At 59.7% G+C, this 25,949-nt stretch carries 28 protein-coding genes and 1 pseudogene; 10 read left to right on the top strand and 19 right to left on the bottom strand.

The window, feature by feature from the left end; all coding sequences use genetic code 11:
* Window positions 1–5: 5 nt before the first annotated feature.
* Window positions 6–635, bottom strand: coding sequence for an SCO family protein (locus tag ACEN98_RS20635; protein WP_413338809.1), 630 nt, complete (start codon window positions 633–635; stop codon window positions 6–8).
* Entirely contained in the window at window positions 613–1,356 is a 744-nt protein-coding gene (locus ACEN98_RS20630) for an SURF1 family protein (protein ID WP_413386847.1), read from the bottom strand. The genes ACEN98_RS20635 and ACEN98_RS20630 overlap by 23 nt, the downstream gene beginning before the upstream one ends.
* A gap of 41 nt (window positions 1,357–1,397) precedes the next feature.
* On the opposite strand from ACEN98_RS20630, the gene ACEN98_RS20625 reads away from it, so the two are divergent.
* The gene (locus tag ACEN98_RS20625; protein ID WP_036230020.1) at window positions 1,398–1,598 is read left to right on the top strand and encodes a twin transmembrane helix small protein; all 201 of its coding nucleotides are present in this window, start codon (window positions 1,398–1,400) and stop codon (window positions 1,596–1,598) included.
* A gap of 137 nt (window positions 1,599–1,735) precedes the next feature.
* Here the strand turns inward: ACEN98_RS20625 and ACEN98_RS20620 are convergent, their stop codons facing one another.
* The 7 genes from ACEN98_RS20620 to ACEN98_RS20590 form a co-directional block, all read right to left on the bottom strand.
* Entirely contained in the window at window positions 1,736–2,593 is an 858-nt protein-coding gene (locus tag ACEN98_RS20620) for a cytochrome c oxidase subunit 3 (protein WP_413386846.1), read from the bottom strand.
* A gap of 76 nt (window positions 2,594–2,669) precedes the next feature.
* Window positions 2,670–2,891, bottom strand: coding sequence for a DUF2970 domain-containing protein (locus ACEN98_RS20615; protein ID WP_413338804.1), 222 nt, complete (start codon window positions 2,889–2,891; stop codon window positions 2,670–2,672).
* A complete protein-coding gene (locus tag ACEN98_RS20610) occupies window positions 2,891–3,469 on the bottom strand; it encodes a cytochrome c oxidase assembly protein (protein ID WP_413386845.1) in 579 nt (192 codons plus the stop codon). Before ACEN98_RS20610 ends, ACEN98_RS20615 begins: the two co-directional genes overlap by 1 nt.
* A 7-nt stretch (window positions 3,470–3,476) precedes the next feature.
* Window positions 3,477–3,596 (bottom strand): cytochrome oxidase small assembly protein, encoded by a 120-nt coding sequence (locus ACEN98_RS20605; RefSeq protein ID WP_229411904.1) that lies wholly within the window; start codon window positions 3,594–3,596, stop codon window positions 3,477–3,479.
* Between the two features lie 7 nt (window positions 3,597–3,603).
* The gene (gene ctaD, locus ACEN98_RS20600) at window positions 3,604–5,211 is read right to left on the bottom strand and encodes a cytochrome c oxidase subunit I (RefSeq protein ID WP_413386844.1); all 1,608 of its coding nucleotides are present in this window, start codon (window positions 5,209–5,211) and stop codon (window positions 3,604–3,606) included.
* A gap of 96 nt (window positions 5,212–5,307) precedes the next feature.
* A complete protein-coding gene (gene coxB, locus ACEN98_RS20595) occupies window positions 5,308–6,501 on the bottom strand; it encodes a cytochrome c oxidase subunit II (RefSeq protein ID WP_413386843.1) in 1,194 nt (397 codons plus the stop codon).
* A gap of 402 nt (window positions 6,502–6,903) precedes the next feature.
* Window positions 6,904–7,815 (bottom strand): methyltransferase domain-containing protein, encoded by a 912-nt coding sequence (locus ACEN98_RS20590; RefSeq protein WP_413386842.1) that lies wholly within the window; start codon window positions 7,813–7,815, stop codon window positions 6,904–6,906.
* A 58-nt stretch (window positions 7,816–7,873) separates the two neighbouring features.
* Between ACEN98_RS20590 and ACEN98_RS20585 the strand changes: the two genes are divergently transcribed.
* Complete coding sequence (locus ACEN98_RS20585; protein ID WP_413386841.1) at window positions 7,874–8,719, top strand: double zinc ribbon domain-containing protein; 846 nt, start codon at window positions 7,874–7,876, stop codon at window positions 8,717–8,719.
* 67 nt (window positions 8,720–8,786) lie between these two features.
* On the top strand, window positions 8,787–9,257 hold the full coding sequence (trmL, locus tag ACEN98_RS20580) for a tRNA (uridine(34)/cytosine(34)/5-carboxymethylaminomethyluridine(34)-2'-O)-methyltransferase TrmL (RefSeq protein WP_413386840.1): 471 nt from the start codon (window positions 8,787–8,789) through the stop codon (window positions 9,255–9,257).
* Window positions 9,258–9,309: 52 nt separating this feature from the next.
* On the opposite strand, the gene ACEN98_RS20575 is transcribed toward trmL, so the two are convergent.
* Complete coding sequence (locus tag ACEN98_RS20575; protein WP_413386839.1) at window positions 9,310–9,573, bottom strand: PAAR domain-containing protein; 264 nt, start codon at window positions 9,571–9,573, stop codon at window positions 9,310–9,312.
* A gap of 45 nt (window positions 9,574–9,618) precedes the next feature.
* Window positions 9,619–10,743, bottom strand: a complete 1,125-nt coding sequence (locus ACEN98_RS20570) for a hypothetical protein (RefSeq protein ID WP_413386838.1) — start codon at window positions 10,741–10,743, stop codon at window positions 9,619–9,621.
* Window positions 10,744–11,128: 385 nt separating this feature from the next.
* Between ACEN98_RS20570 and ACEN98_RS20565 the strand changes: the two are divergent.
* Window positions 11,129–11,326 (top strand): annotated as a pseudogene (locus ACEN98_RS20565) (IS481 family transposase); the annotation flags it as partial.
* A 62-nt stretch (window positions 11,327–11,388) separates the two neighbouring features.
* Here the strand turns inward: ACEN98_RS20565 and ACEN98_RS20560 are convergent.
* Complete coding sequence (locus ACEN98_RS20560) at window positions 11,389–12,513, bottom strand: hypothetical protein (protein ID WP_413386837.1); 1,125 nt, start codon at window positions 12,511–12,513, stop codon at window positions 11,389–11,391.
* A gap of 251 nt (window positions 12,514–12,764) precedes the next feature.
* Between ACEN98_RS20560 and ACEN98_RS20555 the strand changes: the two genes are divergently transcribed.
* Complete coding sequence (locus tag ACEN98_RS20555) at window positions 12,765–13,103, top strand: hypothetical protein (protein WP_413386836.1); 339 nt, start codon at window positions 12,765–12,767, stop codon at window positions 13,101–13,103.
* A gap of 54 nt (window positions 13,104–13,157) precedes the next feature.
* On the opposite strand, the gene ACEN98_RS20550 is transcribed toward ACEN98_RS20555, so the two are convergent.
* The 5 genes from ACEN98_RS20550 to ACEN98_RS20530 form a co-directional block, all read right to left on the bottom strand.
* Window positions 13,158–14,282, bottom strand: a complete 1,125-nt coding sequence (locus ACEN98_RS20550) for a hypothetical protein (protein ID WP_413386835.1) — start codon at window positions 14,280–14,282, stop codon at window positions 13,158–13,160.
* Window positions 14,279–15,907 (bottom strand): hypothetical protein, encoded by a 1,629-nt coding sequence (locus ACEN98_RS20545; RefSeq protein WP_413386834.1) that lies wholly within the window; start codon window positions 15,905–15,907, stop codon window positions 14,279–14,281. Before ACEN98_RS20545 ends, ACEN98_RS20550 begins: the two co-directional genes overlap by 4 nt.
* Window positions 15,908–15,948: 41 nt before the next feature.
* Complete coding sequence (locus ACEN98_RS20540) at window positions 15,949–18,753, bottom strand: type VI secretion system Vgr family protein (protein WP_413386833.1); 2,805 nt, start codon at window positions 18,751–18,753, stop codon at window positions 15,949–15,951.
* Between the two features lie 1,108 nt (window positions 18,754–19,861).
* Window positions 19,862–20,341, bottom strand: coding sequence for a D-glycero-beta-D-manno-heptose 1-phosphate adenylyltransferase (gene rfaE2, locus ACEN98_RS20535; protein ID WP_413386831.1), 480 nt, complete (start codon window positions 20,339–20,341; stop codon window positions 19,862–19,864).
* Between the two features lie 10 nt (window positions 20,342–20,351).
* Window positions 20,352–21,542 carry a PilT/PilU family type 4a pilus ATPase gene (locus ACEN98_RS20530; protein WP_413386829.1) on the bottom strand — a complete coding sequence of 397 codons (1,191 nt, stop codon included), beginning with the start codon at window positions 21,540–21,542 and terminating at the stop codon, window positions 20,352–20,354.
* Window positions 21,543–21,683: 141 nt separating this feature from the next.
* Here ACEN98_RS20530 and ACEN98_RS20525 point away from each other — a divergent pair, with 141 nt between their 5' ends.
* Window positions 21,684–22,628 carry a hydrogen peroxide-inducible genes activator gene (locus ACEN98_RS20525; RefSeq protein ID WP_413386827.1) on the top strand — a complete coding sequence of 315 codons (945 nt, stop codon included), beginning with the start codon at window positions 21,684–21,686 and terminating at the stop codon, window positions 22,626–22,628.
* Here the strand turns inward: ACEN98_RS20525 and ACEN98_RS20520 are convergent.
* Window positions 22,606–23,127, bottom strand: coding sequence for a hypothetical protein (locus ACEN98_RS20520; RefSeq protein ID WP_413386825.1), 522 nt, complete (start codon window positions 23,125–23,127; stop codon window positions 22,606–22,608). The two genes, ACEN98_RS20525 and ACEN98_RS20520, sit on opposite strands and share 23 nt — an antisense overlap.
* A gap of 167 nt (window positions 23,128–23,294) precedes the next feature.
* Between ACEN98_RS20520 and ubiA the strand changes: the two genes are divergently transcribed.
* The 4 genes from ubiA to ACEN98_RS20500 are packed head-to-tail and all read left to right on the top strand — an operon-like array spanning window position 23,295 to window position 25,196.
* Window positions 23,295–24,149, top strand: a complete 855-nt coding sequence (ubiA, locus tag ACEN98_RS20515; protein ID WP_413386823.1) for a 4-hydroxybenzoate octaprenyltransferase — start codon at window positions 23,295–23,297, stop codon at window positions 24,147–24,149.
* A 39-nt stretch (window positions 24,150–24,188) separates the two neighbouring features.
* Window positions 24,189–24,509 (top strand): DUF883 family protein, encoded by a 321-nt coding sequence (locus ACEN98_RS20510; RefSeq protein ID WP_413337132.1) that lies wholly within the window; start codon window positions 24,189–24,191, stop codon window positions 24,507–24,509.
* Entirely contained in the window at window positions 24,509–24,916 is a 408-nt protein-coding gene (locus ACEN98_RS20505; RefSeq protein WP_413386821.1) for a phage holin family protein, read from the top strand. The genes ACEN98_RS20510 and ACEN98_RS20505 overlap by 1 nt, the downstream gene beginning before the upstream one ends.
* A complete protein-coding gene (locus ACEN98_RS20500; RefSeq protein ID WP_056122581.1) occupies window positions 24,903–25,196 on the top strand; it encodes a hypothetical protein in 294 nt (97 codons plus the stop codon). Before ACEN98_RS20505 ends, ACEN98_RS20500 begins: the two co-directional genes overlap by 14 nt.
* Here the strand turns inward: ACEN98_RS20500 and ACEN98_RS20495 are convergent.
* Window positions 25,193–25,828: a hypothetical protein gene (locus tag ACEN98_RS20495; protein WP_413386819.1), complete on the bottom strand. Its 636-nt coding sequence runs from the start codon at window positions 25,826–25,828 to the stop codon at window positions 25,193–25,195. The two genes, ACEN98_RS20500 and ACEN98_RS20495, sit on opposite strands and share 4 nt — an antisense overlap.
* Between the last annotated feature and the right edge of the window lie 121 nt (window positions 25,829–25,949).

The following is a 25,949-nucleotide window of genomic DNA, read 5'->3' as shown; positions in this document are numbered from 1 at the left end:
GCGCGTTACCCGACGGCCGATGCCTTCAACAACTTGTTGATGTCCTTGTACACCTTGCGCACTTCCTGCAGCTGCGGATCCTTCGGGAAACGCATCATCAGGTGGCCCAGCGGGTCGATCAGGTAGATGTGGTCGGCCGGCGTCGTGCCGCCATCGACCGGCAGCCACTGCGTCACCGTCGCGGCGTCGGCGCGCAGCATGTGCGTGCCGTCGTATTCGCGGATGATCAGCGTGTCCAGCGGTTCCTGGTCGGTGATGAGCCAGACGCGCTCGATGCGGTCCGCTTCCTTCCCCTGCATCAGGCGCAGCTGGCGCAGCGCGAACAGCTGCTTCCGGCAAGAGTCCGGGCATGCACCCGGCCCGACCATCAACATGACCCACTTGCCCTTGAACTGTTTCAGCGCCTGCGGACGGCCGTCCAGCGTGGTCGTCGCCATCGCGGGGACCGGATGGGCGCGCTGGTCGATCAGGGTGCCGTAGTTGTTGCGCTTTTCGGGCTTGATGACGTAATAGGTGAAGTACGACGCGATCATCGGCGACGCGCACACGAGCAGCACCAGCCACAGCATCCAGCGGCCGCGCTTGCGGGCGCTCTTCGGGTCGATTGCCGGTTCAGCCAGCTTGTTTGGTTCCACTTCGAAATCCTGTTATCACAAAAAATAGAAAGGCCATCGCCGCCAGCGCATACCACTGGAATGCATAGCCCTTGTTGCGGTCGACGTCGACCGCGGGGGCAGGCCATTTGCGGATGAGCCCGGCGGCTCCGGTGTCGTCCGCACTCGTCTGCTCGACCAGCACGGGCAGCGTGCGCAGGCCGCTGGCCTGGGCGAAGCCCGCCGGATCGACATTCTGGACGATGGCGCCGGGCCGGGGCGGCGGCGCCTTGCCGAGTTCCATCACGCGCGCCGGATGCAGGATCGCCAGGCCTTCGATGGTCGTGCGGCCGCTTGGCGTTGCCACCTGCGGTACGCGGTCGTGCACGGCCGGATCGCGCGGAACCCAGCCGCGCGCGACGAGGACAACATCGCTTGCACCCGCGTCGGCACCCGCTATTCTAAACGGCATCAGCAAAACGAATCCGGTACGGCCTTCGAATGGCCGGTTGTCGAGGAACAGCGGCCAGTGGGTGACGAATTCCCCGGTCACAATCACACGGCGATATTCGATGGCGGCGGGATCGACCGGCTTCCCGTCCAGCACGAGCGGCGGCAACGCAGCGCGCTGCGTGAGCCGGGCCTGCAGCGCGGTCTTCTCCGCGGCGCGGCGCACCTGCCAGTTACCGAGCAGGATGCCGACCGCGACCAGCACGAGCGTCGCGAGGAAAGGAATGGTTCTGAAACGGAAGCGCAGTCGCATACAATGATCGTACAACCCAAACAACTCTCTACTGGCCGCCCATGAAAACCGTCGTCGCCATCGCCTTCGTGCTCATCATCGGCAGCCTCGCGTCCGCCCTGTTCTTCCTGATGCGCGACAAGGGCCGCAGCAACCGCACCGTGCAGGCGCTGGCGATGCGGGTCGGGCTGTCGATCACGCTGTTCCTGTTGGTGCTGTTCTCGTACAAGATGGGGTGGATCCAGCCGAAGGGACTGCATTAAAAACGTCGTTCGCGCTTTCGCGGGAACGACGCTTCATGGATGCGTAGGGTGGGCGGCCTCCGCCCACGCGTTACGCCAACCTGATGCCAACGTCACGCGTGGGCACGCATTCAAGCCCCCGGCTTGAATGCCCCACCCTACAGCCAGTACACGACGACGTACAGCCCCAGCCACACCACGTCGACGAAGTGCCAATACCACGCCGCACCTTCGAACGCGAAGTGATGTTCCGGCGTGAAGTGGCCGCGCAGCACGCGGTACAGCACGACCGACAGCATGATCGCGCCCATCGTCACGTGGAAGCCGTGGAAGCCCGTGAGCATGAAGAACGTCGAGCCGTAGATGCCCGAGGTCAGCTTCAGGTTCAGTTCGCTGTACGCGTGGTGGTATTCGTAGGCCTGGAAGCCCATGAAGATGGCGCCCAGCAGGATCGTCGCGAACAGGAACAGCGCGGTGCGGGCACGGTGGCCGGCGCGCAGGGCATGGTGGGCGATCGTCAGCGTCACGCCCGACGTCAGCAGCAGTGCCGTGTTGATGGTCGGGATCGGGAACGGGCCCATGGTGCTGAACTGCTCCACGGTACCGGCCGGGCCGATGTTGCCCCAGTGGCCCGAATAATCCGGCCAGATGACCTTGTGGTCGAGGTCGGACAGCCACGGCATCGAGATCGCACGGGCGTAGAACAGCGCGCCGAAGAAGGCACCGAAGAACATCACCTCGGAAAAGATGAACCAGCTCATCGACCAGCGGTAGGACAGGTCGATGCGCTCGCCGTACTTGCCGGATTCCGACTCGCCGATGGCGTCGCCGAACCAGTTGTACAGCACGATCAGCATCGCGACGATGCCGGCCGTGCACACGCCGGGTCCCCAGGCGGCCCCGTTGACCCAGCCGGACGCGCCGGCCATCGTGACCAGCATCGAGATGCCGGCTGCCAGCGGCCACCTGGAGGGACCGGGGACAAAATAGTACGGCGCGGTATGGGGTGAACTCATGTATATCTCCTCAATCAAGCATTGTTTCGAATTCCGGGGTACTGCGCTTCCCTGCTTTCGTGTTGCTTATATAGTTTTAACTCTTGGCGACGACCATGCGCACGACGAACACCAGGATGCCGATGAACAGCGCCACCCCGATCAGCCCGCCCACGATCACGTGGATCGGGTTCAGGTTGGCCGCGTCGTGCTCGTAGTCGCGGCGCTTGCGCACGCCGAAGAACGACCAGAACACGGCCTTCATCGTGGCGCCGAACGACGCGGTTTTTACGGGTTCGCGTGGATCGTCGTTGGCCATTATTTTTGCGCCGTCACGGCGCCACCGATTTCAAAGAACGTGTACGACAGCGTGATGTTCTTCACTTCGCGCGGCAGCTCCGGGTCGATGAAGAACACGACCGGCATCTGGCGCGCCTCGTGCGGCTTCAGGATCTGTTCCTTGAAGCAGAAGCACTCGACCTTTTTAAAATGCGGCGTCGCGGACTGCGGCGCGTAGCTCGGGATGGCCTGCGCCTTCACCGTGCGGTCCTGTGTGTTCACCACTTCGTAGACGACGGTCGCCATCTCGCCCGGGTGCACGTCGATGCTGCGCTGCGTCGGGCGGAAGCGCCACGGGCCCTGGGCGTTGCCGTCCAGTTCCACCGTGATCGTGCGCGCGAGGTCGACCTGGGTGTTGGCAGGCCGAGCCACCGTGCCGTCCTTCTGCGTGAGCACGTTGATGCCGAGCGCCTCGCACACCTGGCGGTAGATCGGCACCAGCGCATAGCCGAAGCCGAACATGATGCCGGCGACCACCACCAGTTTGATGAGGGTGGTCCGGTTCAGACGCAGGCGGCCACTGTCCTCGTGGCGGCCCGCATTCGTTTCCGCTTGCATGACAGCCTCAGTTCAGCCACAGGCGCTTGACGAACAGCACGACGAAGAAGAACAGCGCGAGCCCGGCCAGCCACAGGGCCGTGCGCCGGTTGTTCTTCCTGATCTGCTGCGAACGATCATCGTTCATCGCGCTCTCACTTCACCAGCGGCGGCGTTTCGAAGGTGTGGAACGGCGCCGGGCTCGGCACGGTCCACTCCAGGCCTTCGGCGCCTTCCCACGGCTTGGCTTCGGCCGGCTTGCCGCCACGGATGGTCGGCAGCACGACGAAGAACAGGAAGTACACCTGCGACAGGCCGAAGCCGAACGCGCCGATCGACACGATCTGGTTGAAGTCCGTGAACTGCACGGCATAGTCGGCGTAACGACGCGGCATGCCGGCCAGGCCCAGGAAGTGCATCGGGAAGAACGTGACGTTGAAGGTGATCAGCGACAGCCAGAAGTGCGTCTTGCCGCGGCCTTCCGGATACATGTGGCCGGTCCACTTCGGTGCCCAGTAGTAGAAGCCGGCGAACAGGGCGAACAGCGAGCCGGCGACCAGCACGTAGTGGAAGTGGGCGACGACGTAATAGGTGTCCTGCACCTGGATGTCGATCGGGGTCACGGCCAGGATCAGGCCCGTGAAGCCGCCCATCGTGAACACGAAGATGAAGCCGACGGCAAACAGCATCGGGGTCTCGAACGTCATCGAGCCCTTCCACATCGTGGCGACCCAGTTAAAGACCTTCACGCCGGTCGGCACCGCGATCAGCATCGTCGCGTACATGAAGAACAGCTGGCTCGTCACCGGCATGCCGGTGGTGAACATGTGGTGCGCCCACACGATGAACGACAGGATCGCGATGGAAGCGGTTGCATACACCATCGATGCGTAGCCGAACAGCGGCTTGCGGGCGAAGGCCGGGATGATCTGCGAGACGATGCCGAAGGCCGGCAGGATCATGATGTAGACCTCGGGGTGGCCGAAGAACCAGAAGATGTGCTGGTACATGACCGGGTCGCCGCCGCCGGCCGCGTTGAAGAACGAGGTGCCGAAGTGACGGTCGGTCAGGGTCATCGTGATGGCGCCCGCGAGAACCGGCATCACGGCGATCAGCAGGTAGGCGGTGATCAGCCAGGTCCAGCAGAACATCGGCATCTTCATCAGCGTCAGGCCCGGCGCGCGCATGTTCAGGATCGTGACGATGATGTTGATGGAACCCATGATCGACGAGGCGCCCATGATGTGCAGGGCGAAGATCGCCATGTCCATGCCCGGGCCCATCTGCGTCGACAGCGGCGCGTACAGCGTCCAGCCGGCGGCGGTGGCGCCGCCCGGGACGAAGAACGACGTCGCCAGCAGGATCGCGGCCGGCGGCAGAAGCCAGAACGAGAAGTTGTTCATGCGGGCGAACGCCATGTCGGATGCGCCGATCTGCAGCGGGATCATCCAGTTGGCGAAGCCGACGAAGGCCGGCATGATCGCGCCGAACACCATCACGATGCCGTGCATGGTGGTCAGCTGGTTGAAGAATTCGGGACGGAAGAACTGCAGGCCGGGCTGGAACAGCTCGGTGCGGATCATCAGCGCCAGCACGCCGCCCGAGAGCAGCATGATGAACGCGAACCACATGTACAGCGTACCGATGTCCTTGTGGTTGGTGGCAAAGAGCCAGCGGCGCGCGCCGACCGGATGGTCGTGCGCGTGGTCGTGGCCATGCTCATTTGTTCCGGTATGAGTGTGATCGATAGTAGGGGAAGTCATGTCAGTATCCTAGTCGTGCGGGACAGCAAGGCCGTGGTGCGGTGACGCGGTGACGGCCCGGTCCCTGTAATCCAAACGCTTGTTGCTTGTCTTGTCTTATTTGCCGCGGGCAGCCAGGACTTCGGAAGGCTGGACGATGTTCTCGTCGGCCTTGTTGGTCCAGTTGTTGCGGGTATAAGTGATGACGGAAGCGATCTCGGAATCCGACAGCTGCTTCCACGACGGCATTGCCGACGGATACTTACCGCTGTGCTTGCCATTCAGCAGCACGGCGATCTGTTCGGCCTTGTGGCCGAGTACGACGGGCGAACCGACCAGCGGTGCGAATGCGCTCGGCACGCCCTGGCCGTTGGCCTGGTGGCAGGCCACGCAGTTGGCCGCGTAGACTTTCTCGCCCTTCGTCTTGAGCTCGTCGATGGTCCAGACCTTGTTCGGGTCGTCGGCCAGCGCGGCCATGCGTTTCTTCTCGCCGCCCACCCACGCCGTGTAGTCCTCGGCCGAGACGACTTTCACGACGATCGGCATGAACGCGTGTTCCTTGCCGCACAGCTCGACGCAGTTGCCGCGGTAGGTGCCCACCTGTTCGGCCTTGAACCACGTGTCGCGCACGAAGCCGGGAATGGCATCCTGCTTGACGGCGAACGCGGGGATGGTCCACGAATGGATCACGTCGTTGGCGGTCAGCACGAGGCGGACCTTCTTGCCGACCGGGACGACGACGGGATTGTCGACCTCGAGCAGGTAGTTCTCGGTGCGCTTCTCGGTCGGTGCGATGCCCGGCTCGCCCACCTGCGTGCGCGGCGTGGCCAGGTTCGACAGGAACGAGATGCCTTCGCCCTCGCCCTTCAGGTAGTCATAGCCCCACTTCCACTGCATGCCGGTGACCTTGATGGTCAGGTCCGGGTTGGACGTGTCCTTCATCTGCACGACGGCGTGCGTGGCCGGCAGGGCCATGCCGATGACGATCAGGAACGGTACGACGGTCCAGGCGATCTCGACCGTGGTGGATTCGTGGAAGGTGGCCGGTTTGTGGCCGAGGGACTTGCGGTGCTTGAACACCGAATAGAACATGACGCCGAACACGCCGATGAAGATGACCAGGCAGACCACCATCATCCAGTTATGCAGGCTATAGATATAAGCCGCAATGCCCGTCACGGGCGCCTGCATGTTGAGCTGATGTTCCACCGGACGACCGGTAATGACGGGCTCGGTAGCCGCCATCGCCGGGATGCTGGCCGCTACTGCGAGACCGAGCATCAACGCTTTGAATCGTTTTGCATATGTCATGTTGTCCCCAACCACCTTTAGAAGAGAAATTTCTAGAACGGAAGCGGCCCTCCTCTGGCTCGCCATGGAGGAACCACGGAAGACAACTTCCGTTCTGAAATCCTTTTTAAACTAAACGCAACCACTTCCCGTCGCGCCGGCGGGCGCTTCGGGACTCGACACCGTCCAGCCGGATGCCGTCTGGCATCCTCGATGAACGATGTCTTCAAACCTTGCTTGCGGGGGATACCCGATACGCTGCCTTGTATCCCCGGGTGATGCTCCAACCCTCGACTTGACGCCTTTATGCTTAATTTTTTAGCGCTTTTTTGATCCAGTCGAAAAAAGTGTGTTTGATTATACTGAAAGCGGTAATTTTTATTCAAGGAAAATTACCGCGATCGTATACAGGATGCATGGGTCTTACCGCGGCTTGGGCGGCTGGAAGCGGACGATCGCCTCGCCCGCGGCCGTCGTCTTCGGTGCCGGCCGGAACGCGTGGCCGTAGATGACCTCGAACGTCAGCGCCAGCTTGCCGTCCGCGCGGCGGCCCGCTTCCAGCGCGTCGCGCATGCGTTGCCACGCCGCCCGGCCGACGAGGCCGCGGCGGCGCGTGGCCAGCGGGTTGCCGCCGAACGCGCGCACGTCGGCCAGCAGCTTGTCGGCCGTGTCGTACGTCACCGTGATCTGTTCCATGTCCATGACGGGCGTCGTGAACCCCGCTTCCACGAGCTGGTCGCCGAAGTCGTGCATGTCGACGAACGGCAACGTGTGCGGGGTCTCGTCCATCGCCGCGAACGCGGCACGCAGTTCGCGGAACGTGTCCGGACCGAAATTCGAGAACATCAGCAGGCCATCCACGCGCAGCACGCGACGCCACTCGGCGAACACGCGGTCGGGTTGGGGATGCCAGTGCAATGCCAGGTTCGACCAGACCAGGTCGAGCGAGTTCGGCCCGAACGGCAGGTTGCCGAAGTCGCCGCAAACGAGATCGATGCCGGCTTTGGCCGGCAGCAAACGACTCAACAAGGAGCGCGGCGCCGACGTGGCGGCCGTGGCGGTCGCCAGCATGGCCGCCACGGCGTCCAGGCCGAGCACCTGCGCAGCCGGATAGCGTTTCTGCAATTCGGCGATATCGACGCCGGCGCCGCAGCCGGCGTCGAGCACCTGGCGCGGCGCCGTCTTGACGAGCGTCAGGCGGTCGAACATGCGGGTGGCGATCTCGCGCCGCAGGAAATCGGAAGGGGCGACCCGGACGGGGTCGGCGAACAGCTGGCGCACACGGACCGGATCGATCGGGGCGCTCATCTTCGACGGGGCTTGGGGTGAAACCATGATGGGGCTGCGGTGAATGGGATAATGGCGGGAGTGTACATGATGGGTGGAACTTACGATGACGGCCCGTTATTTGTCCCTGCGGCATTGGCTGCGCGTGCTGATGCCGTCGATGTGCGCCCTGTGCGGGAGCGGCAGCGACGACGTCGTATGTACTGCGTGCCGGGATGCGTATGCGGGGGTGCGGCGGGTGCGTTGCGGGCAGTGTGCGAACCCGATGCCGGGGTTTGCGCTACATGCGGCACAAGAACCGTCGCTCCCGCGCAGGCGGGAGCCCGATTTCGCGCTGCCGACGACGCATGAAAAATTGGATCCCCGCCTGCGCGGGGACGACGTTGATAAGCGCGAGCACGACGATAACATTTGCGGCTCCTGCCTGCGCGACCCACCGGCCTTCGACGCCACGATCGCCGCCGTCGATTACGCAATTCCACTCGACCAGCTCGTGCTTCAATTAAAATTCGGCGCCCGCCTCGCGCTCGCGCCCTGGTTCGCGCGCCAGATCCGCGATGCCGTGCTGGCCCGCCCCGGCCTGCCGCTGCCCGATTTGCTGTGCCCGGTCCCGCTGGGGCCGGGCCGGCTCGTCGAACGCGGCTTCAACCAGGCGCTGGAAATCGCGCGGCCCCTGGCGGCGGCGCTCGGGGTAGCATGTCATCCGGCGCTGGCGCTGCGCACGCTCGACACGCCGGCGCAGTCGGGCGTCGCGCCGAGCGTGCGGGCGAAGAATGTGCACGGCGCGTTCGCCGTGGAGGATCCGGACCTCGTCGAAGGCCGCCACGTCGGCCTCGTCGACGACGTGATGACGAGCGGCCACACGCTGGGCGAACTGGCCGCCACTTTTAAACGGTTCGGCGCGGCGCGCGTGACGAATTTTGTATTTGCGCGCACGCCGCCCCATAAATAACCTGGATCCCCGCCTACCCGGGGAGTCATTTGCCGCGGAGGCAATGACAAAATTGAGGAGATTGATTTTGTTTCACGTCGTACTGGTCGAACCCGAGATCCCGCCCAACACGGGCAACATCATCCGCCTGTGCGCGAACACGGGGGCGCAGCTGCACCTGGTCGAGCCGCTCGGCTTCCCGCTGGACGACGCCAAGATGCGCCGCGCCGGTCTCGACTACCACGATTACGCCACGATGAAGGTCCACAAGAACTGGGACGCCTTCCTGGCCGACGCACAGCCGGACCGCACGCGCATGTTCGCGATGACGACGCACGGTTCGTCGCCGTTCGCGGATGCCGCGTTCCGCCCGGGCGACGTATTCGTGTTCGGCGCCGAATCGCGCGGCCTGGACCCGGCCTTGCGCGAATCGTTCCCGCCGGCCCAGCGCATTCGCCTGCCGATGATGCCGGGCAACCGCAGCCTGAACCTGTCGAACACGGTGGCCGTCGTCGTCTACGAGGCGTGGCGCCAGAACGGGTACGCCGGCGGGGGCTAAGGCGGCTGGACCGTCGGGCCGTCTTTACCCGACACTCTCCCATACGCGTGATTTACGGTGTTCCCGAGGTGAAGGCGGAAGAGATAAGGCTTGCACCGCATGACGTCCTGTGGCCGTGAAAGGCAACCGGAACCCCGCCGATCAACACGGACGGGTCACCCTCAATGATCACGCATATCGAATGCCCGGGGATGGGGCAGACACATGCGTCACCTTGCCGTGCAACGGCAAGGCCGTTGACCAAAGAGGTGGCGGATGCGATCACAACCTTGCCACCGTGACTGGTCAGATCGCCCAATCGAATCACGCCTTTCATGGACGTTCTCCTGTGCAGTTTAGTAGGTCTTTGTCGTAAATACTTTTACATCTGATTCTCGTCCCACTGCCAGAACGTAACGCCGTAATCCGTGCCGAAGGCTGGCATGATTTCACCGTCCTTGAAGTAACGACGTGATCCTGCTTTTGCTGGCGTGAACCAATATCCGGCACGCACACAGGCATGACCTCCTTCGGCCCGCGAACGTTTTTGGGCGTTCATGGTGCGGCTATCATCTTCGCTGACAACGGCGATGTCTTCGAATTCGTCATTGATGATTTCGACGAAATACCAATTCGAAGAGATTTCAGTAAAGGCGGAACGTGCCACCAGTGAGGGGGCGAGGTATGGATCCGGCTTGCCAGGAATAATCATCTTGCCTGCGAAGAACGATGCATATTTCTGCGATTGAACAAACGCGAACATTTTCGCGCCATCAAACCAAAGGTCCTTTCGACCAACTTGCTGGAGGGCATCGAGGCCGATCTCATTGAACGTGGATGCGGGACGAAGTTTGCCACCGCCACCGCCGGTCCATGCAAATTGTAACGCGGCATTGGGATCGTCAGATGAGACGTAAACTCCAGTACGGGGGGGAGCTTTGGAACTTTCTGCCGTCACGTCGGTACGCACCCAAAATTTCGGGATGCATGGAAACCGTTTCGAAAATTCAGGATAGTTATATGCAAAGTTAAAATCAGTCCATCGGCTGCGCGACCGATCATCCATTGTGTAGTCTATGTTTCTAGCGTAATTACTTATCTCTTTTAATACTGTCTGAATTTTCTCTTCTTCATCCGGCGCTGCCCAATTCATTGAGAATTCATTCAAACCACGCAGGCACTCATTGGCGCCAGTGACTTCATAATGTTCCATAGTGCGTAAGGCGATGTCTCTTGTGAGGGATTGTCGAAAATCGCTTAAAAAAGGCCACGCGCTGTTTGTCCAATTCTGCACGGTATTCCTGTCGCCCCACCGTGCATCCCTTAATACAGCATCCCGTCCCTGCACCCTCGCCAGATTTATTAATGGATCAATCTCGCCATCCATTAGTTCGCTCACCATTTGATGCAAGCCTTTCAAGTAGTCCAGCGAGGCGTAATGATAAAGCATGGCCGCCTGAACCTTGTGCCATGCCGATAATGAAAGTTGATTTCCTGGTGTGCTCACATCGCCCCCTTTGCAATTGCAGTTGTCTGCCCAGGCAGAGCCGGCAAGCTTACTTTGTCCGACCTCCAGACTTCGTAAAATTCTGTGTAACTCCATCCGGTATCAAACACAACGCCGAAAGTCCGGCAGGAAATCAAGTACTCTGGCCTGTCGGATCGTCATGCGGAGAAGGTCTTCGGTATCATGCGGACGACGGACGGAAGTGACTCCAGCGCGAAGACATGTCGCCCTTGGATCGGTAGACAACAGGACGTTGACCGATGACGGCTCGCAAGTCACCGACTGTTTCGCCACCGAAGACAAGAAACCCAGCGGCAAGCACGCCTTCGACGAGGCTGCGCCTCAATCACCGTCGAACGCCGCTTGACATTGCCGTCATCCACAAACGGACGGTATGGTTGAACGCCTTGATGGTCGCATCAACGAACGGCTACAGCAGACCCGCTACGACAGCGAGGCCGACCTGGAAGCGACCTTGATGAACTATTTGAAGCCGTACTACCACCACATTCCGCACCGTAATCTCGACGCAAAAACCCCTACTCCGCCCCTCAAGGAATGGCAGAAACAGCGCACAGAATGATTGGTCAATCGCATTTCCGATCAAATGGGACTGGACATTTAACTTTCTAGTAACGAATAACTTTATAGCTGATTCTCGTCCCACTGCCAGAACGTAACGCCGTAATCCGTGCCGAAGGCTGGCATGATTTCACCGTCCTTGAAGTAACGACGTGATCCTGCTTTTGCTGGCGTGAACCAATATCCGGCACGCACAAAGGCGTGACCTCCTTCGACGCGCAAACGTTCTTGAGTGTTTATGGTGCGGCTATCATCTTCGCTGACAACGGCGATGTCTTCGAATTCGTCATTGATGATTTCGACGAAATACCAATTTGAAGGGATATCAGTAAAGGCGGAACATGCCACCGCTGAGGGAGCAAGGTATGGATTCGGCTTGCCATCAATCACCACCTCACGGGCAAGCAACGGCGCGTACTTCTGCGATTGGACAAATGCCAACATCTTTGCTTGATCAAACCAAAGATCCTTTCGGCCGACGTACTGGAGGGCATCAAGGCCGATCTCGTTGAACGTGGATGCGGGACGAAGTTTGCCGCCCCCGCCACCGGTCCATGCAAATTGCAACGCGGCATGGGGATCATCTGAAGAGACGTAAACTCCAGTACGGGGGGGAGCTTTGGAACTTTCCGCCGTCACGTCGGTACGCACCCGAAATTTCGGGATGCGTGGAAACTGAACCGAAAATTCAGGATAGTTATATGCGAAGCCGTAATCGTCCCACCGGCTTTTTGGCCAATCATCCATGGTATAGTCTATATTCATTGCATAACGACTTATCTCTTTTAATACTGACTGAATTTTCTCTTCTTCATCCGGTGTTGCCCAGTTCATTGAGAATTCATCCAGGCCACGTAGGCACTGATTGGCGCCAGTGATTTTATATTGATCTATGGTGCGCAAAGCGATGTCTCTTGTGAGCGATTGTTGAAAATCTCTTAAAAAAGGCCACGCGCCGTTTGCCCAGTTCTGCACGGTATTTCTGTCGCCCCACCGTGTATCCCTCAATACGGCATCCCGTCCCTGCGCCCTCGCTAGATTTATTAATGGATCAATCTCACCATCCATTAATTCGCTCACCATTTGATGCAAGCCTTTCAAGTAGTCCAGCGAGGCGTAATGATAAAGCATGGCCGCCTGAACCTTGTGCCATGCCGATAATGAAAGTTGATTTCCTGGTGTGCTCACATCGCCCCCTTTGCAATTGCTGTCACTTGCCCAGGCAGCGCTGGCAAGCTTATTTTGTCCGACCTCCAGACTTCGTCAAATTCTGTGTAACTCCATCCGGTATCAAACACAACCCCGAAAGTCCGGCAGGAAATCAAGTACTCTGGCCTGTCGAATCGTCATACGGAGAAGGTCTTCGGCATCATGCGGACGACGGACGCGAAGTGACTCAAGCGCGAAGACATGTCGCCCTTGGATCGGTAGACAACAGGATGTTGACCGATGACGGCTCGCAAGTCACCGACTGTTTCGCCACCGAAGACAAGAAACCCAGCGGCAAGCACGCCTTCGACGAAGCTACGCCTCGATCGCCGTCGAACGTCGCTTGGTATTGCCGTCATCCACAAACGGACGGTATGGTTGAACGCCTTGATGGTCGCATCAACGAACTGCTACAGCAGACCCGCTTCGACAGCAAGGCCGACCTGGAAGCGACCTTGATGAACTATTTGAGCCGTACTACCGCCACATCCGCAAAGTGCGCTCGACGCAAAAACGCCTATCCCGGCCCTCAAGGAATGGCAGAAGCAGCGCACAGAATGATTAATTAACGCATTTCCGATCAAATGGGACTAACATTTAACACGCTCTAGTGACGAATAACTTTATTGCTGATTCTCGTCCCATTGCCAGAATGTAACGCCGTAATCCGTGCCGAAGGCTGGCATGATTTCACCGTCCTTGAAGTAACGACGTGATCCTGCTTTTGCTGGCGTGAACCAATATCCAGCACGCGCGCAGGTATGACCTCCTTCGACGCGCAAACGTTCTGGAGTGTTTATGGTGCGGCTATCATCTTCGCTGACAACGGCGATGTCTTCGAATTCGTCATTGATGATTTCGACGAAATACCAATGCGAAGGGGCCGCGGTAAAAGCGGACCGTGCTACTGCCGGTGAAGCAAGGGATGGGGCCGGCTTGCCGTCAATCACTATCTCGTTTGCGAATAACGGTGCATATTTCTGCGATTGGACAAACGCGAGCATCTTCCCTTCATCGAACCAAAGATCTCTTCGGCCGACCTGCTGGAGAGCATCCAGACCGATCTGATTGAACGTAGACGCTGGACGAAGTTTTCCACCCCCGCCTCCGTTCCACGCAAATTGTAACGCGGCATTGGGATCATCTGATGAAACGTAAACTCCAGTGCGTGGCGGCGTCTTGGAACTTTCCGCCGTCACATCCGTACGAACGCGAAACTTCGGAATGCGTGGAAACTGCGCCGAAAATTCTGAATAATAATATGCAAAGTTGAAATCGCGCCATCGACTAGTTGGCCAATCATTTAACGTATCGTCAATTTTATTTGCGTAACGACCTATTTTTTGCAATATTGACTGAACCTTCGCCTCTTCATCTGGTGTTGCCCAATTCATTGAGAACTCATTCAAGCCGCGTAAGCATTGGTTGGCACCAGTGATTTTATATTGGTCCGTGGTGCGCATCGCGATGTCTCTTGTAAGCGATTGTCGAAAATCGCTTAAAAAAGGCCACGCACTGTTTGCCCAATTCTGCACGGTATTCCTGTTACCCCACCGTGCATCCATCAATACGGCATCCCGTCCCTGCGCCCTCGCTAGATTGATTAACGGATCAATCTCGCCATCCATTAGTTCACTCACCATTTGGTGCAAGCCTTTCAAGTAGTCCAGCGAGGCGTAATGGTAAAGCATGGCCGCCTGAGCCTTGTGCCATGCCGATAACGAAAATTGATCTCTTGGTGTGCTCATATCGCCCTCTTAGCAATTGCAGTTGTCTGTCCAGGCAGAGCCGGCAGGCCAATTTTGTCTGACGTCCAGACTCCGTCGAATTCTGTGTATCCCCATCCGGTATCAAACGGTCCACTAATGTTTGGATGATTAATTTGCAGGCGCAGCCCAATGTGCCGGGCAAGAAATTTATCTTTTTCAGACTTATTCATCGATGCCGTAACGTGGTTGATGTGAGCCTGGGTCAGTGGCGGGCCCAGTGTCGTACCTTTGGGACTTTTCAGCAACTCATAATACATCATCGTGTCGTTGCCCGGGTCGCTACGTTCGATCTTAAAAACAATTTGCTCCCAACCGCCCTCGAGGAAGTTACCTACAAGCCCATCCTTTTTTTGGCTTGAAGCCGGACCACGCCAGACATTCAATGATTCGCCTGCTTTTACATCGTAGATGACGAATTGCCCGTTGACGTTCCAATCCGGCCAAACGGCCAAATATCGACGCCAAGCCTCCTTTGGATTAGGAGAATTCTGCAATTTATTGAAGACCTCTTCTGACACCCAACAATCGCTCATGCCACGACTGTTCGGAGCAAGGATGCGATACAGACGAGCAGGACCTTTGATTGTGTGCGCCTGTAGAGTATGGAAGGACCGGATATTTTGCTCGGATAAGTGAGGAAAAATATCTTCTTTCGGCCGAGGATTGCCAGCTGCGTCAAGTTTCGCTGAAAGGTTGTCTACCTTGCCTTGATAATCTATGACCTGTGCTGGATCAATAAACTTATCACCGGTTTTACTTAACCATGGCGGCTGATGTTGCCGCATCAAGGTGATCGCATCCGCTTCCGGAAGCGCACCACAGAAGTGAATATTGCTCGCATTTAAGATTGCATGCTCTCTCTCGAGAGTTCGGCGCTCCAGGTTCAATATAATCGTGGTCAATATATCGTGGACAGGTTTCAGCGTCTCTTCCATGTGCTGGTTAGCCGCCAACCGTATCGCTTTGGCCTGCTCCAATGCAGCCTTGGCTTTGCGATAGATGGTCGGTACAAGCCTGACCTTGTTAACCATCCCCTCAAGCGCAGAAATTCCCGTATCAAATGCGGCGAGCAGCGCCTTGGTATTTACCCGACCGCGAAGTTCTTTAACGCCAGTTGCAAGCCATGCAAACAGGCGATCGATTTTGCGGGCCTTGATGTATTTTTGAACCTCTTCCCTTCGCAAATATACGATCACCCACGACATTCCCCTTTCGACAGCCTTTGCCGCCTGGTCGATGCCGGCACGCCTGACGTGCGCAAAGATGATTTTGAGTACACCCTTGAGCAATGAGCCGAGTGTCGGAAACAGGCCAATAAGGGTCAGGACCAAAGCCAGCCATGCCGCCTTGTCCTTGTAATCATGACTGAGCTTTTTGCAGTTTGCTATGAGATCGCGTAGGTCGCAAATTTGATCGACTAACGGAATCATCGAAATTGCCGCGTCGGTGAGCAGTTGGGCGGTCGATCGATCTTCGTTGAAGTCGCCCTCGATCGCCTCCCAGAACCATACGATTGGATTCGTACTCGGCTCCTTGGCTTTTTCCCTGTCATTTGTCGCCCATGCCAAGGCGTCGCGCATTTGTGTTGTATTGACTTCAGCCATTCAGTATGCTCGCTACCAATATTGTCGATATTCGTTATGCTTTATTCTTGCAACAAATCGCTCAGCGGTGCTGCTGGCTTATCCGTTCCCGCCGTGCGCGGCTTATAAATCACTTTTTTCACGGGCTTGTTGGCGACGTTTTCCCGTCGGGTCTTGCCGTTTGCGTCCAGCGTTCCATTCAAGACGGGTCCCTTGTCGAAATGGATTTCGTATTCCGCTCCATCGACTCCCTCTCCGGTGTCGGCATCCCGATAGTCCAGACCGATCCATTGTGCCGGCGGTTTTCCTTCACCAGAGAAGTGCGGTAGATCGAACGACATCCGGCCTGGGCCATCCCATTTGTGCATGCCTGCCTTGACAGTGAAATCGCCACTGCAACCCAGTTCGATTTTGCCGTCCGCTATCTTGATGTATGCGCCACCACAAATCAGACTGATGCTCTTTTGGGCAGCAATCGTAATCTCGCCTTCACTCGCGGTAATCGTCATGTCGTTTCCCGCGGCAATACCAATGCTGTCGTGTTGTGCCTGGATGTCGACTTTTCCGGTGTGCGCGATGTACTTCATCCCGTTCTTCTGCGAGAAGAGTGAGATACCCTGTCGAGCATTAATGTTGACGCGCTCACCCGCGACCGCCTGGATGTTCTGTTGTGCGATCACATTGTGCTGTTGGCCGCTATAGCTAACGGAAGAATAAGGGGTTGCGCTGAGGAAACCGCCGTGTGCGTATTGCGCGATAAGCGGCGAAGCGGTGTCGACTTCCCCGCCGCTCTGCGTGTTGGTGCCTTTCTCGGCATTCCGCAAGTTCTCGTTCAGGTCCTTGTGTGGTTCCTGGTCCACGGCCATGGCCTGATTCTGTTCAGCAAACTCCCCCAACTCCTTCAGGAGTGCCTGCGAGCTCTCAAGCAGTCCTTGAAGCATGCCGCGTTCCAGTTGATCGCCCTGTGCTCGCAGCATGGCCTGCGTCGTCAACAGCAACATCTGGGCCGAGCGGATGACGACCGAGTTATCACTGCGCAGTTCTGCTCCTTCACCTCGGGGACGGGCTTTGCCGCCCTGCCGTGGGTGTGTCAGCCAGCCCAGGTTCAACTCGCTGTAGCCGTGCTCGCTCGCAAGCTGTGCGCTGATTTGCTCGGGCGTATCGTCCAGACGAAGCTGGTTCAGGCGGCCCCCTTGCACTTCCTTGCTCTTGATACCGGATAGATATTTGTTCTCCGGTAGGGTGCCGGTATGGTTGAATTTGGGCGGCAATGCCGCGCCGTTGTAGACCTGGCCAACAATAAGCGGCTTGTCAGGATCGCCACCGAGGAAATCGACGATCACTTCATCGCCAACCCGCGGCAGTGTGAATGCACCGCGCTGACCACCCGCCCACGTGCTGACGACCCGCACCCAGGCGGAATCGCTGTCGGTGTCGCTCGCGCCGGCGCCTGCGTGGTCTTGTTGCCGGGTTGCCGGAAAACGGATCTTGACCCGACCCATTGCGTCGCAATGCACTTCCTCGCCGTCCGGACCGACAACCAACGCGCTCTGTAACGTTGCTACCGGCAGATCAGTGCGAGGATCGAACGACGGCACAATCGGAATGCCGCGACGTACGCACGTGAACCGATTGCTGTAGCGTACTTCGCGTTCTTCATTGGCCTGGAGCAGAGTAGAGGTTGACAGTTCCGTTTGCCATCCATTGGCTGAGAACAGCCGTTGGATTTTCTCGTCGACCGCTTTGGGCAAGTTACTGTCAGCCAGGACCGAGAGCTCGGTAATCACGAACTGTCTCTCATCGCTCGGATGCGTGTCGATTTCCGGGTGGCCGGACAGTCCAATCCATTCGCCGACGCACAGGTCACGTACGCCGCTTTCGCCGTGGAAGCACTTCGCTTCGTACTCGTGTCGACGCATGCGAAGGTCGCCCAAACGGCGGTAATCGTTCATGTCGTCGCCAGCGTGAGGCACATCGACCACGTATTCGTCGATGCCGGCAGCGAGCTGGTCCCCCATCGGTCCTTGCTGCATGGTCGTCAGCGCCTGCGTTTCCATGAGACGGACGCTTGCGTAGTCCCAGCTGTGGCGCGTAACGCCTCCGGGTTTCAGGCTACGCATGGCGGTCCAGGTAGTGATACTGTCCCGTGATTCGGTAGCGTGATCGCGGTGGTAGCGCACGATGCCGGCGGAATTCTGAGCCAGCCCGGTTGCGTCGTCGAATAACACCAGCGTGTGGGCCGGCATGTCGTTGCTGTCGTCCTGGCTTGCCCGCCCCGGCCGCATGAACCACGCAATGCCTTGGCGCTTCCACAAACGACGCAGAAAGGCAGCGTCCGATTCATTGTGCTGCATGATGAATTCGCGGGCCGGGTAACTCCCCCGTAACTGGGCCGTGTCAACATCGAATGCTTTCGCGAGGACAGCGTTCGTCTGCTTCCATTCGTCGAGAATCGCCAGTGCAACGTCGACTTCGTTCTTGTTTCGGAAAACTCGTGTGTTGACGCGTTGTTCCATGATTGCGAGCGCATCACGTGCAACCAGCTGATACGTGGCCAACCCGCCGTCGCTTTGTCCCGCGAACGCATGCGTGACGACGCCGCAGACAGAGCGCAATTCACCCCGGTCGGTGACCAGTTGCAGTTCAATCGGCAGTGCGATGAAATCCTTCAATGCCAGTCCGGACTGGGCTGATACGCATTGCAGGCGATATTCGAAGCCCCCGCACATGGACTCGTTCCCGACAACGCGCTTGACCAGCAGTACATCATCCAGGAGCTTTCGCTCGCCTTCCAGACGAAGACGAATCGGGCGGTTGGTTTGGGTGAGCGCACTTAGGAACGCTCCGGCGAGATCGCGCGAGTTCATGTCAACGGTATCGATTGGTAGGATTGGAGGCAACGCAGGTAAAGCGCGTAAAGGTCGACATCGGGGGCGATATCTCAATCATTCTGCTAGTTAGTCCATTATTCAGCAGCTTGCTCTGCATCCCCTTTAGAGCGATATCAGGATCGTCAGACAGTAACTCGACACCGCACTCGAAATCGCATGACAATTATTCTGTGGCCCCATGCTTATTGGGCATGAATTGAGCTTTTGGGCCGTCGTCACGAGAAAATAACCGCGAATACTGCGGTGAGATCGAGGAGTCGAACAAGACGCCATATGCCCCTGCCGAAACGTGGCACCCTGCCTTTTCGCATTGAAGTAATCTAAACTAATGTTGCAAAATTTCTCTATTTATTGCAATCTGAAAACTCAAATTAACTAATTGCCGGCAATGGCAGTTAGTCTGCAATCAGGTCGAATATTCGTCCGCGCAATTTGATTTGTTCAAGTTATATAAATTTAACGGCGGAAAGTTTAACAACAGCATCTGTGTCTTGTCCAGTAGCACACGATAAACATCAGCATAAAAATCTTGGTGAAAAAGCGATCAAGAAGTTACATTGCGTTAGAAATCAGGGGCGAGAATTATCAATATTTTTAATGCTTGGGCCGATCGATAAAACAGCGAACGCAGTTTGCCGGATCAAATTAATGATGCAGAGCGAAACCCAGCCAGGAAATGCCGAAGAGGCGCCAGAACGCCAGAACTATTGGTAATTGGAGAAAGTTGAATGACATCGGCAGACCTGTAGCCCGTAGGGCTCTGCCTCTCGATCCACTGCCGCGCGATTTACAGCCCGGCGGGCGTCGATGATTGTTGGTTTACTCGGAAATTATCTGGGCGTTTCATCGGCGCGATAGAGAGTGCCGCTGGTCGCAACAACCCAGCGCATCGGCCTGCCGATGATGCCGATCAGTGACACATCTGCTGCATCATTTGTAGATGCCGTTCGCGCTCTTCCGTGGGCATGCCGGCCTAGCCTGGCCCTCATGGCCTGGCGCTCTTCCGGTAAGACGGCGAACATCGTCGTCATGAGTATCCCGTCGGAATACTCATTCGACCATGCGGGACGCGGCTAATTCCCGATCAGCCGAACTGCCGAATCTTCGCGACGAGCTTCGTCGTCGAGCGGTCGTGCGCGAAATCGATCGCGACGGCCTTGCCGCCGTAGGCGATCACTTCCTTCCCTTCCGGAATGGCGCTCATCACGTAGTCGCCGCCCTTGGCATAGATGTCCGGACGGGCTTCCTGGACGACTTCCAGCGCCGTGTCCTCGTCGAATTCCACGACGAGGCTGACGGATTCCAGCGCGGCGAGCACGGCCATGCGGTCGGCCAGCGTGTTTAGCGGGCGGTCGTCACCTTTACCCAGGCGTTTCACGGACGCGTCCGTGTTGACGGCGACGACGAGCGACGCGCCCAGTTCGCGGGCCTGGGCGAGATACGTCACGTGGCCGCGGTGCAAAATGTCGAACACGCCGTTCGTCAGCACGACGGGTTTCGGCAGTTCGGCGATGCGTTGCGGCAAGGTGGCGCGGGTGCAGAGTTTTTGTTCGAAGGTAGCCATGGCGTGCATTTTAACTTGCGGCCGGCGGTTCCTCTTCCGGCTCGTCGATCAACATGGACAGCTCGGCCGGCTTCGCGGCACCGCCGCCCTCCCCCGGCGCTTTTCTTTCTCCCGACAGCTTGATCTGGAGGCGCAGGCCGTTCGCGGAATCGGCGTTGCGGATGGCTTCGTCGTAGCTGATGTAGCCCTTGTTGTAGAGTTCGAAGAGCGCCTGGTCGAACGTGCACATGCCCAGCTCGCGCGACTTGTGCATGATCTCCTTGATGCTCTGGAAGTTGCCCTTCAGGATCATCTCGCCGATCGTCGGCGTGTTCAGCAGGATCTCGATGGCAGCCTTGCGCCCCTTGCCATCTTCCGTGCGGACGAGGCGCTGCGAGACGATGGCGCGCAGGTTCGACGACAAGTCCATCAGCAATTGATTCCTCCGCTCTTCCGGGAAGAAGTTGATGATGCGGTCCATCGTCTGGTTCGCGTTGTTCGCGTGCAGCGTGCCGAGGCACAAATGACCCGTTTCGGCGAACGCGATCGCGTGTTCCATCGTTTCCGTGTCGCGGATCTCACCGATCAGGATCACGTCCGGCGCCTGGCGCAGCGTGTTCTTCAGCGCGTTGTGCCACGACAGCGTGTCGACGCCCACCTCGCGGTGCGTGATCAGGCAGCTCTTGTTCTTGTGAACGTATTCGACGGGATCCTCGACCGTGATGATGTGGCCGGCCGAGTTGCTGTTGCGGTAATCGATCATCGCCGCCAAGGTCGTCGACTTGCCGGAACCCGTGCCGCCGACGACGAGCACGAGGCCCCGCTTCGTCATCACGACGTCTTTCAAGACCTCGGGCAGGTCGAGTTTTTCGAAGTTCGGGATTTCGGATGCGATGGTCCGCACGACCATGCCCACGCTCTGCTGCTGCACGAACACGTTCACGCGGAACCGGCACACGCCCGGCAGGGAAATCGCGAAATTGCATTCCATCTCGGCTTCGAACTCGGCCCGCTGCCGCTCGTTCATGAGGGAGAGGGACAGCGCGCGCGTGATGTCGCCCGTCAGGCGCTGCTGGCTCAGGGGTTTCATGGCGCCCTGATGCTTCATGCTGGGCGGAAAGTCGGCCGAGATGAACAGGTCGGAGCCGCCCTGCTGGTGCATGACCGCGAGCAGCTTGTGCATATAAGCCTGGGCTTCCGCCGGGCCGAAGGTCGAGGACATGGATGTCTTCCTATTAACGCAAGGCAACATCGCCTGCCCGGCCATTATATCCATGGCTTTACCGGTAAAATAGTGACAGACTGCTTAAAAGGCAGGCAAACGTGTCTTCGAGAACACGGCCGTTCAATCAACTCCGATCCCATGACACTGACCGAACTGAAATACATCGTCGCCGTCGCACGCGCCCGCCATTTCGGGCATGCGGCCGAAGCCTGCTTCGTCGCCCAGCCCACGCTGTCCGTCGCGATCAAAAAACTCGAGGACGAACTCGGCGTCACGCTGTTCGAACGGGGCGGCTCGGAAGTGTCCGTGACGCCGCTGGGCGCGCAGATCGTCGCCCAGGCCGAGCGCGTGCTCGAGCAGACGGCCGCCATCAAGGAATTGGCCAAGCAGAACAAGGATCCGCTGTCCGGCCCGCTGCGCCTCGGTGTGATCTACACCATCGGTCCGTACCTGCTGCCGCCGCTCGTGAAAAACCTGATCGCGAACGTGCCGCAGATGCCGCTCGTGCTGCAGGAGAATTTCACGGTAAAACTGCTCGACCTGCTGCGCCAGGGCGAGCTGGACGCCGCGATCATGGCCCTGCCGCTGCCGGAACACGGCATGGCCGTGCAGGCGCTGTACGACGAACCGTTCGTCGTCGCGATGCCGAAGAACCACCCGTGGTCGACTCGCACCGAGATCGCGGCCGAGGACCTCAAGAGCGAGACGATGCTGCTGCTGGGCGCCGGCCACTGCTTCCGCGACCAGGTGCTCGAAGTCTGCCCGGAGATGGCGCGCTTTTCTTCGTCGCCGGGCAACGGCATGCAGCGCACCTTCGAGGGCTCGTCGCTGGAGACGATCCGGCACATGGTCGCGAGCGGCATCGGCCTGACCGTGCTGCCGCGCGCCTCCGTGCCGGACATGAAGGATCCGAACGGCATGCTGACCTTCGTCCCGTTCCAGGATCCGGTCCCGTCGCGCCGCGTCGTGATCGTATGGCGCAAGAGTTTTACGCGCCGCGCCGCCATCGATGCCGTCGTCAAGGCCGTGGCCGACTGCGGGCTGCCCGGCGTCGAGATGGTCACGCTCCAGGCCGCGGCCTGACGCGCGCGGGCAGGACCGGCGCGGCCACAGGGGGTGCCGCGTCCGCATCGTCCGTCCGGATGCCGATGCCGCCGCAGGGCCCCGCCTGCTTTCCGGACAGCGCGCCGACCAGTTCCGCGCCCCGCTGCGGCACCGACACCAGCGGCGCGCACCGCACCGCATCCCACGTGCTGCCTTCCTGTTTGAATTCGACGGCGCGCACGGCATAGACGCGGCCGCCCTGCTCCAGCGCGATCAGCGCCGTGCCGCCGTTCACGACCCCGAGCACGAAGCGGCGGCGCGGCATGCTGTCGTCGCTGGCGTCGGTCTCGCTGAAATCGCCGCCCCGGTCGGCGATGCCCGCGAGCCCGAGTCCCACGCCCAGCAGCGCCTGGATGCCGGCCGGGAGCTCGCGCAGCGACCGCGCCTCCGTCCACGCGCCCTGCTCCTGCCCGCCGGCCTGCGCGAGCAGGCAGCTTCCAAGTCCGATTCCGGCCACCACCATGGTTACGCATCGCATATGCATTCTCCTTGATCCGAAGCCGGCATCGTAGAGCGCGCCCGTGCGCCATGCCTTGTGCATCGTCGACGTGCGCATGATCGCCGCGTATCGTCCTGCGCCGTACAGCCGGGCGCGCCCCGACAGGCTACAATCCTGACCTTGCAGATTTTCAATTCGAACGCACAATGAACAAGCTGGCGCTTTATTTCCGCCTGGTCCGGGCCCACAAGCCCATCGGCATCCTGCTGCTGCTGTGGCCCACGCTGTGGGCCTTGTGGATGGCATCGAACGGCCATCCCGATCCGATGATCCTCGCCATCTTCATCGTGGGCACGGCGCTGATGCGATCAAGCGGCTGCGCGATCAACGACTACGCCGACCGCGACTTCGACCGCCACGTCAAGCGCACGGTCGACCGCCCGCTGACGAGCGGACGCATCAAGGGCTGGGAAGCGCTGATGGTGGCGGCCGTGCTCGCGGTCGTCTCGTTCCTGCTGATCCTGCCGCTGAACACGCTGACGAAGCAGCTCTCCGTCGTGGCCGTGATCGTCGCGGGCAGCTATCCGTATTTCAAGCGCTTCTTCGCGCTGCCGCAGGCCTACCTCGGCATCGCGTTCGGCTTCGGCATCCCGATGGCGTTCGCAGCCGTGCAGGACCACGTCCCGGCCGTCGCGTGGTGGCTGCTGGTCGCCAACGTGTTCTGGTCGCTGGCCTACGACACCGAATACGCCATGGTCGACCGCGACGACGACCTCGTCATCGGCATCCGCACGTCCGCCATCACGTTCGGCCGCTACGACGTCGCCGCGATCATGGTGAGCTACGCGGCCACGCTCCTCATCGACCTCGTGTGCGGCTGGTCGCTGGGCCTGCGCTGGTGGTTCGTGGCGGGCATCGCCGTCGCGGCCGGGATGGCCGTCTACCACTACACCCTGATCCGCGGCCGCGACCGCATGAAGTGTTTTGCCGCGTTCAACCACAACAATTGGTTGGGTGCGGCCGTGTTTGCTGGCGTCGCGTTAGACTATGCATTAGGATAATATTGTCCCTTGAATAACCCATAACGAGAGGTTCCCCCAATGATGGAAAAAATCCCGACCCAGTCCGGCGCCCGCGACCAGTTGCTGTCCGACCTGAAGACCGTCGTCCAGGACGCGGAAGCGTGGCTGCGCCACAGCGGCCACCTGACCGGCGAAGAATTCAAGGCCGCCAAGGTCAAGTTCGAGCGCACCCTGGTCAAGGCCAAGGAAGACATCGTCCGCCTGGAAGAAGCCGCGGTCGAAAAAGCCAAGGTCGCCGCCAAGGCCACCGACGAATACGTCAAGGAGAATCCGTGGAAGGCCGTCGGCCTGGGCACCGCAGTCGGTGTCGTGATCGGCATGCTGATCGCCCGTAAGTAATGATGGCTGGCGTCTTCGCGGCGGCAGGCCGGATCGGTGCGACTCTCGTCGCGATGGCGGGCACGCGGCTGGAACTGGCCGCGCTCGAATTCCAGGAAGACGCACGCCGCCTGCTGGGCCACCTCGCGTGGACCCTGCTGGCCGTGTTCCTCGCGGCCGGCGCCCTCCTGCTGGCCGCGCTGTTCGTCATCGCCATCTTCTGGGACACGTACCGCCTGCAGGCCGTCGGCGGCATGGCCGTCCTGTTCGGCGCGCTGGCCGGCATCATCCTCATGAAAGTCCGCGCCAGCATGACCGCGGAAGCGCCGCTGCTCTCGGCCACGCTGGCCGAACTGCGCAACGACGTCGACTACCTGCGCCATGGCCTGGCCCAACATCATGCGGAGGCAACCGATGAACAAGCCTGATCTCGCCACCCGCCGCGCGGCCCTGATCGAACAATGCGCCGAACAGCGCGTGGGCCTCGCCTACGAGCTGAAGGCGCTGCGTCCGTCGAATGCACTGGCCGGGCATCCGGTCATGGGCTATGTCGCCGCCAACCGCAAGCTCGTGCTGGGCGCGGCCGGTGCCGTGCTGGGGCTCGTCCTCATGCGCCGCAAGCGCCTGGCCGGGCTCGTCACGTCGGCCCTGTCGGCGGTGAAGATGGCGCGCGGCGCGCTGGGCATTCTCGCGCAGCTGCGCCGCTAGTCGTTGAGGCCGAGCGCTTCCCAGCCATTCGGCGTCAGCTTGACGTACAGTTTTTCCTTCTGGGAGCGCTCGCCGTCGACGTTCCGCCCGACTTCGGGGAACGCTTCCTTGACCTGCGGCTTCCGGGCCCACTCGGCCACGTTCGACAGCTGATAGGTGTAGATCACGCTGGTTTCCTCGTGGTCGCCGACCTTGGCCGGGTCCGCCCAGCGGAGCACCTTGCTCAGCGACTTGCGGCCCCAGCAGATGCGCGGCTGCTTCCCGGCGTTCGCGTGCAGGTAGGGCTTCGCGGCATCGGCCATCGTGTAGCGCTTGACCTTCACCCCGCTCGCCTTGCCATTGACGATGGCGCCGGGTAATTCCACGTCCTCGCTCCTGGCGAGGCCGACGGATTCCAGCGCCGACATCTGGCCGGCCACGCCGTCCGGGTACATCTTCTGCTGGCGGATGTCGGTTTCATACACGTCGACCGGCCATTTGATGGGATCCAGGCACAGGTCGCCTTTCTTGTCGAAATACTGGGAGACGGTGAGGCCGAAGTTCTTTTCGTTGGCCGACGTCTTGCTGCTGCAGGCGGACAGCGATGCGACCAGCGTCGCGCCCAGCACGAGGGAGATGGCAGTCTTGTTCATGGTGATGTGATTGTACCAAGGCTGGGCGCGGGTGGAATCTCTTCCATAGACGCGAACACACGCTTGCCCAGCTTCTGCGCCGTCGCCACCATCAGGTCCGCCCCTTCCGACGCGCCCCCGA

Source organism: Massilia sp. CT11-137 (assembly GCF_047302885.1).
In the GTDB taxonomy this organism is placed as follows: Bacteria; Pseudomonadota; Gammaproteobacteria; order Burkholderiales; family Burkholderiaceae_D; genus Telluria; species Telluria orientalis.
Note: the sequence above shows the minus strand (reverse complement) of the source record. Positions and strands in the feature narration are given on the sequence as shown.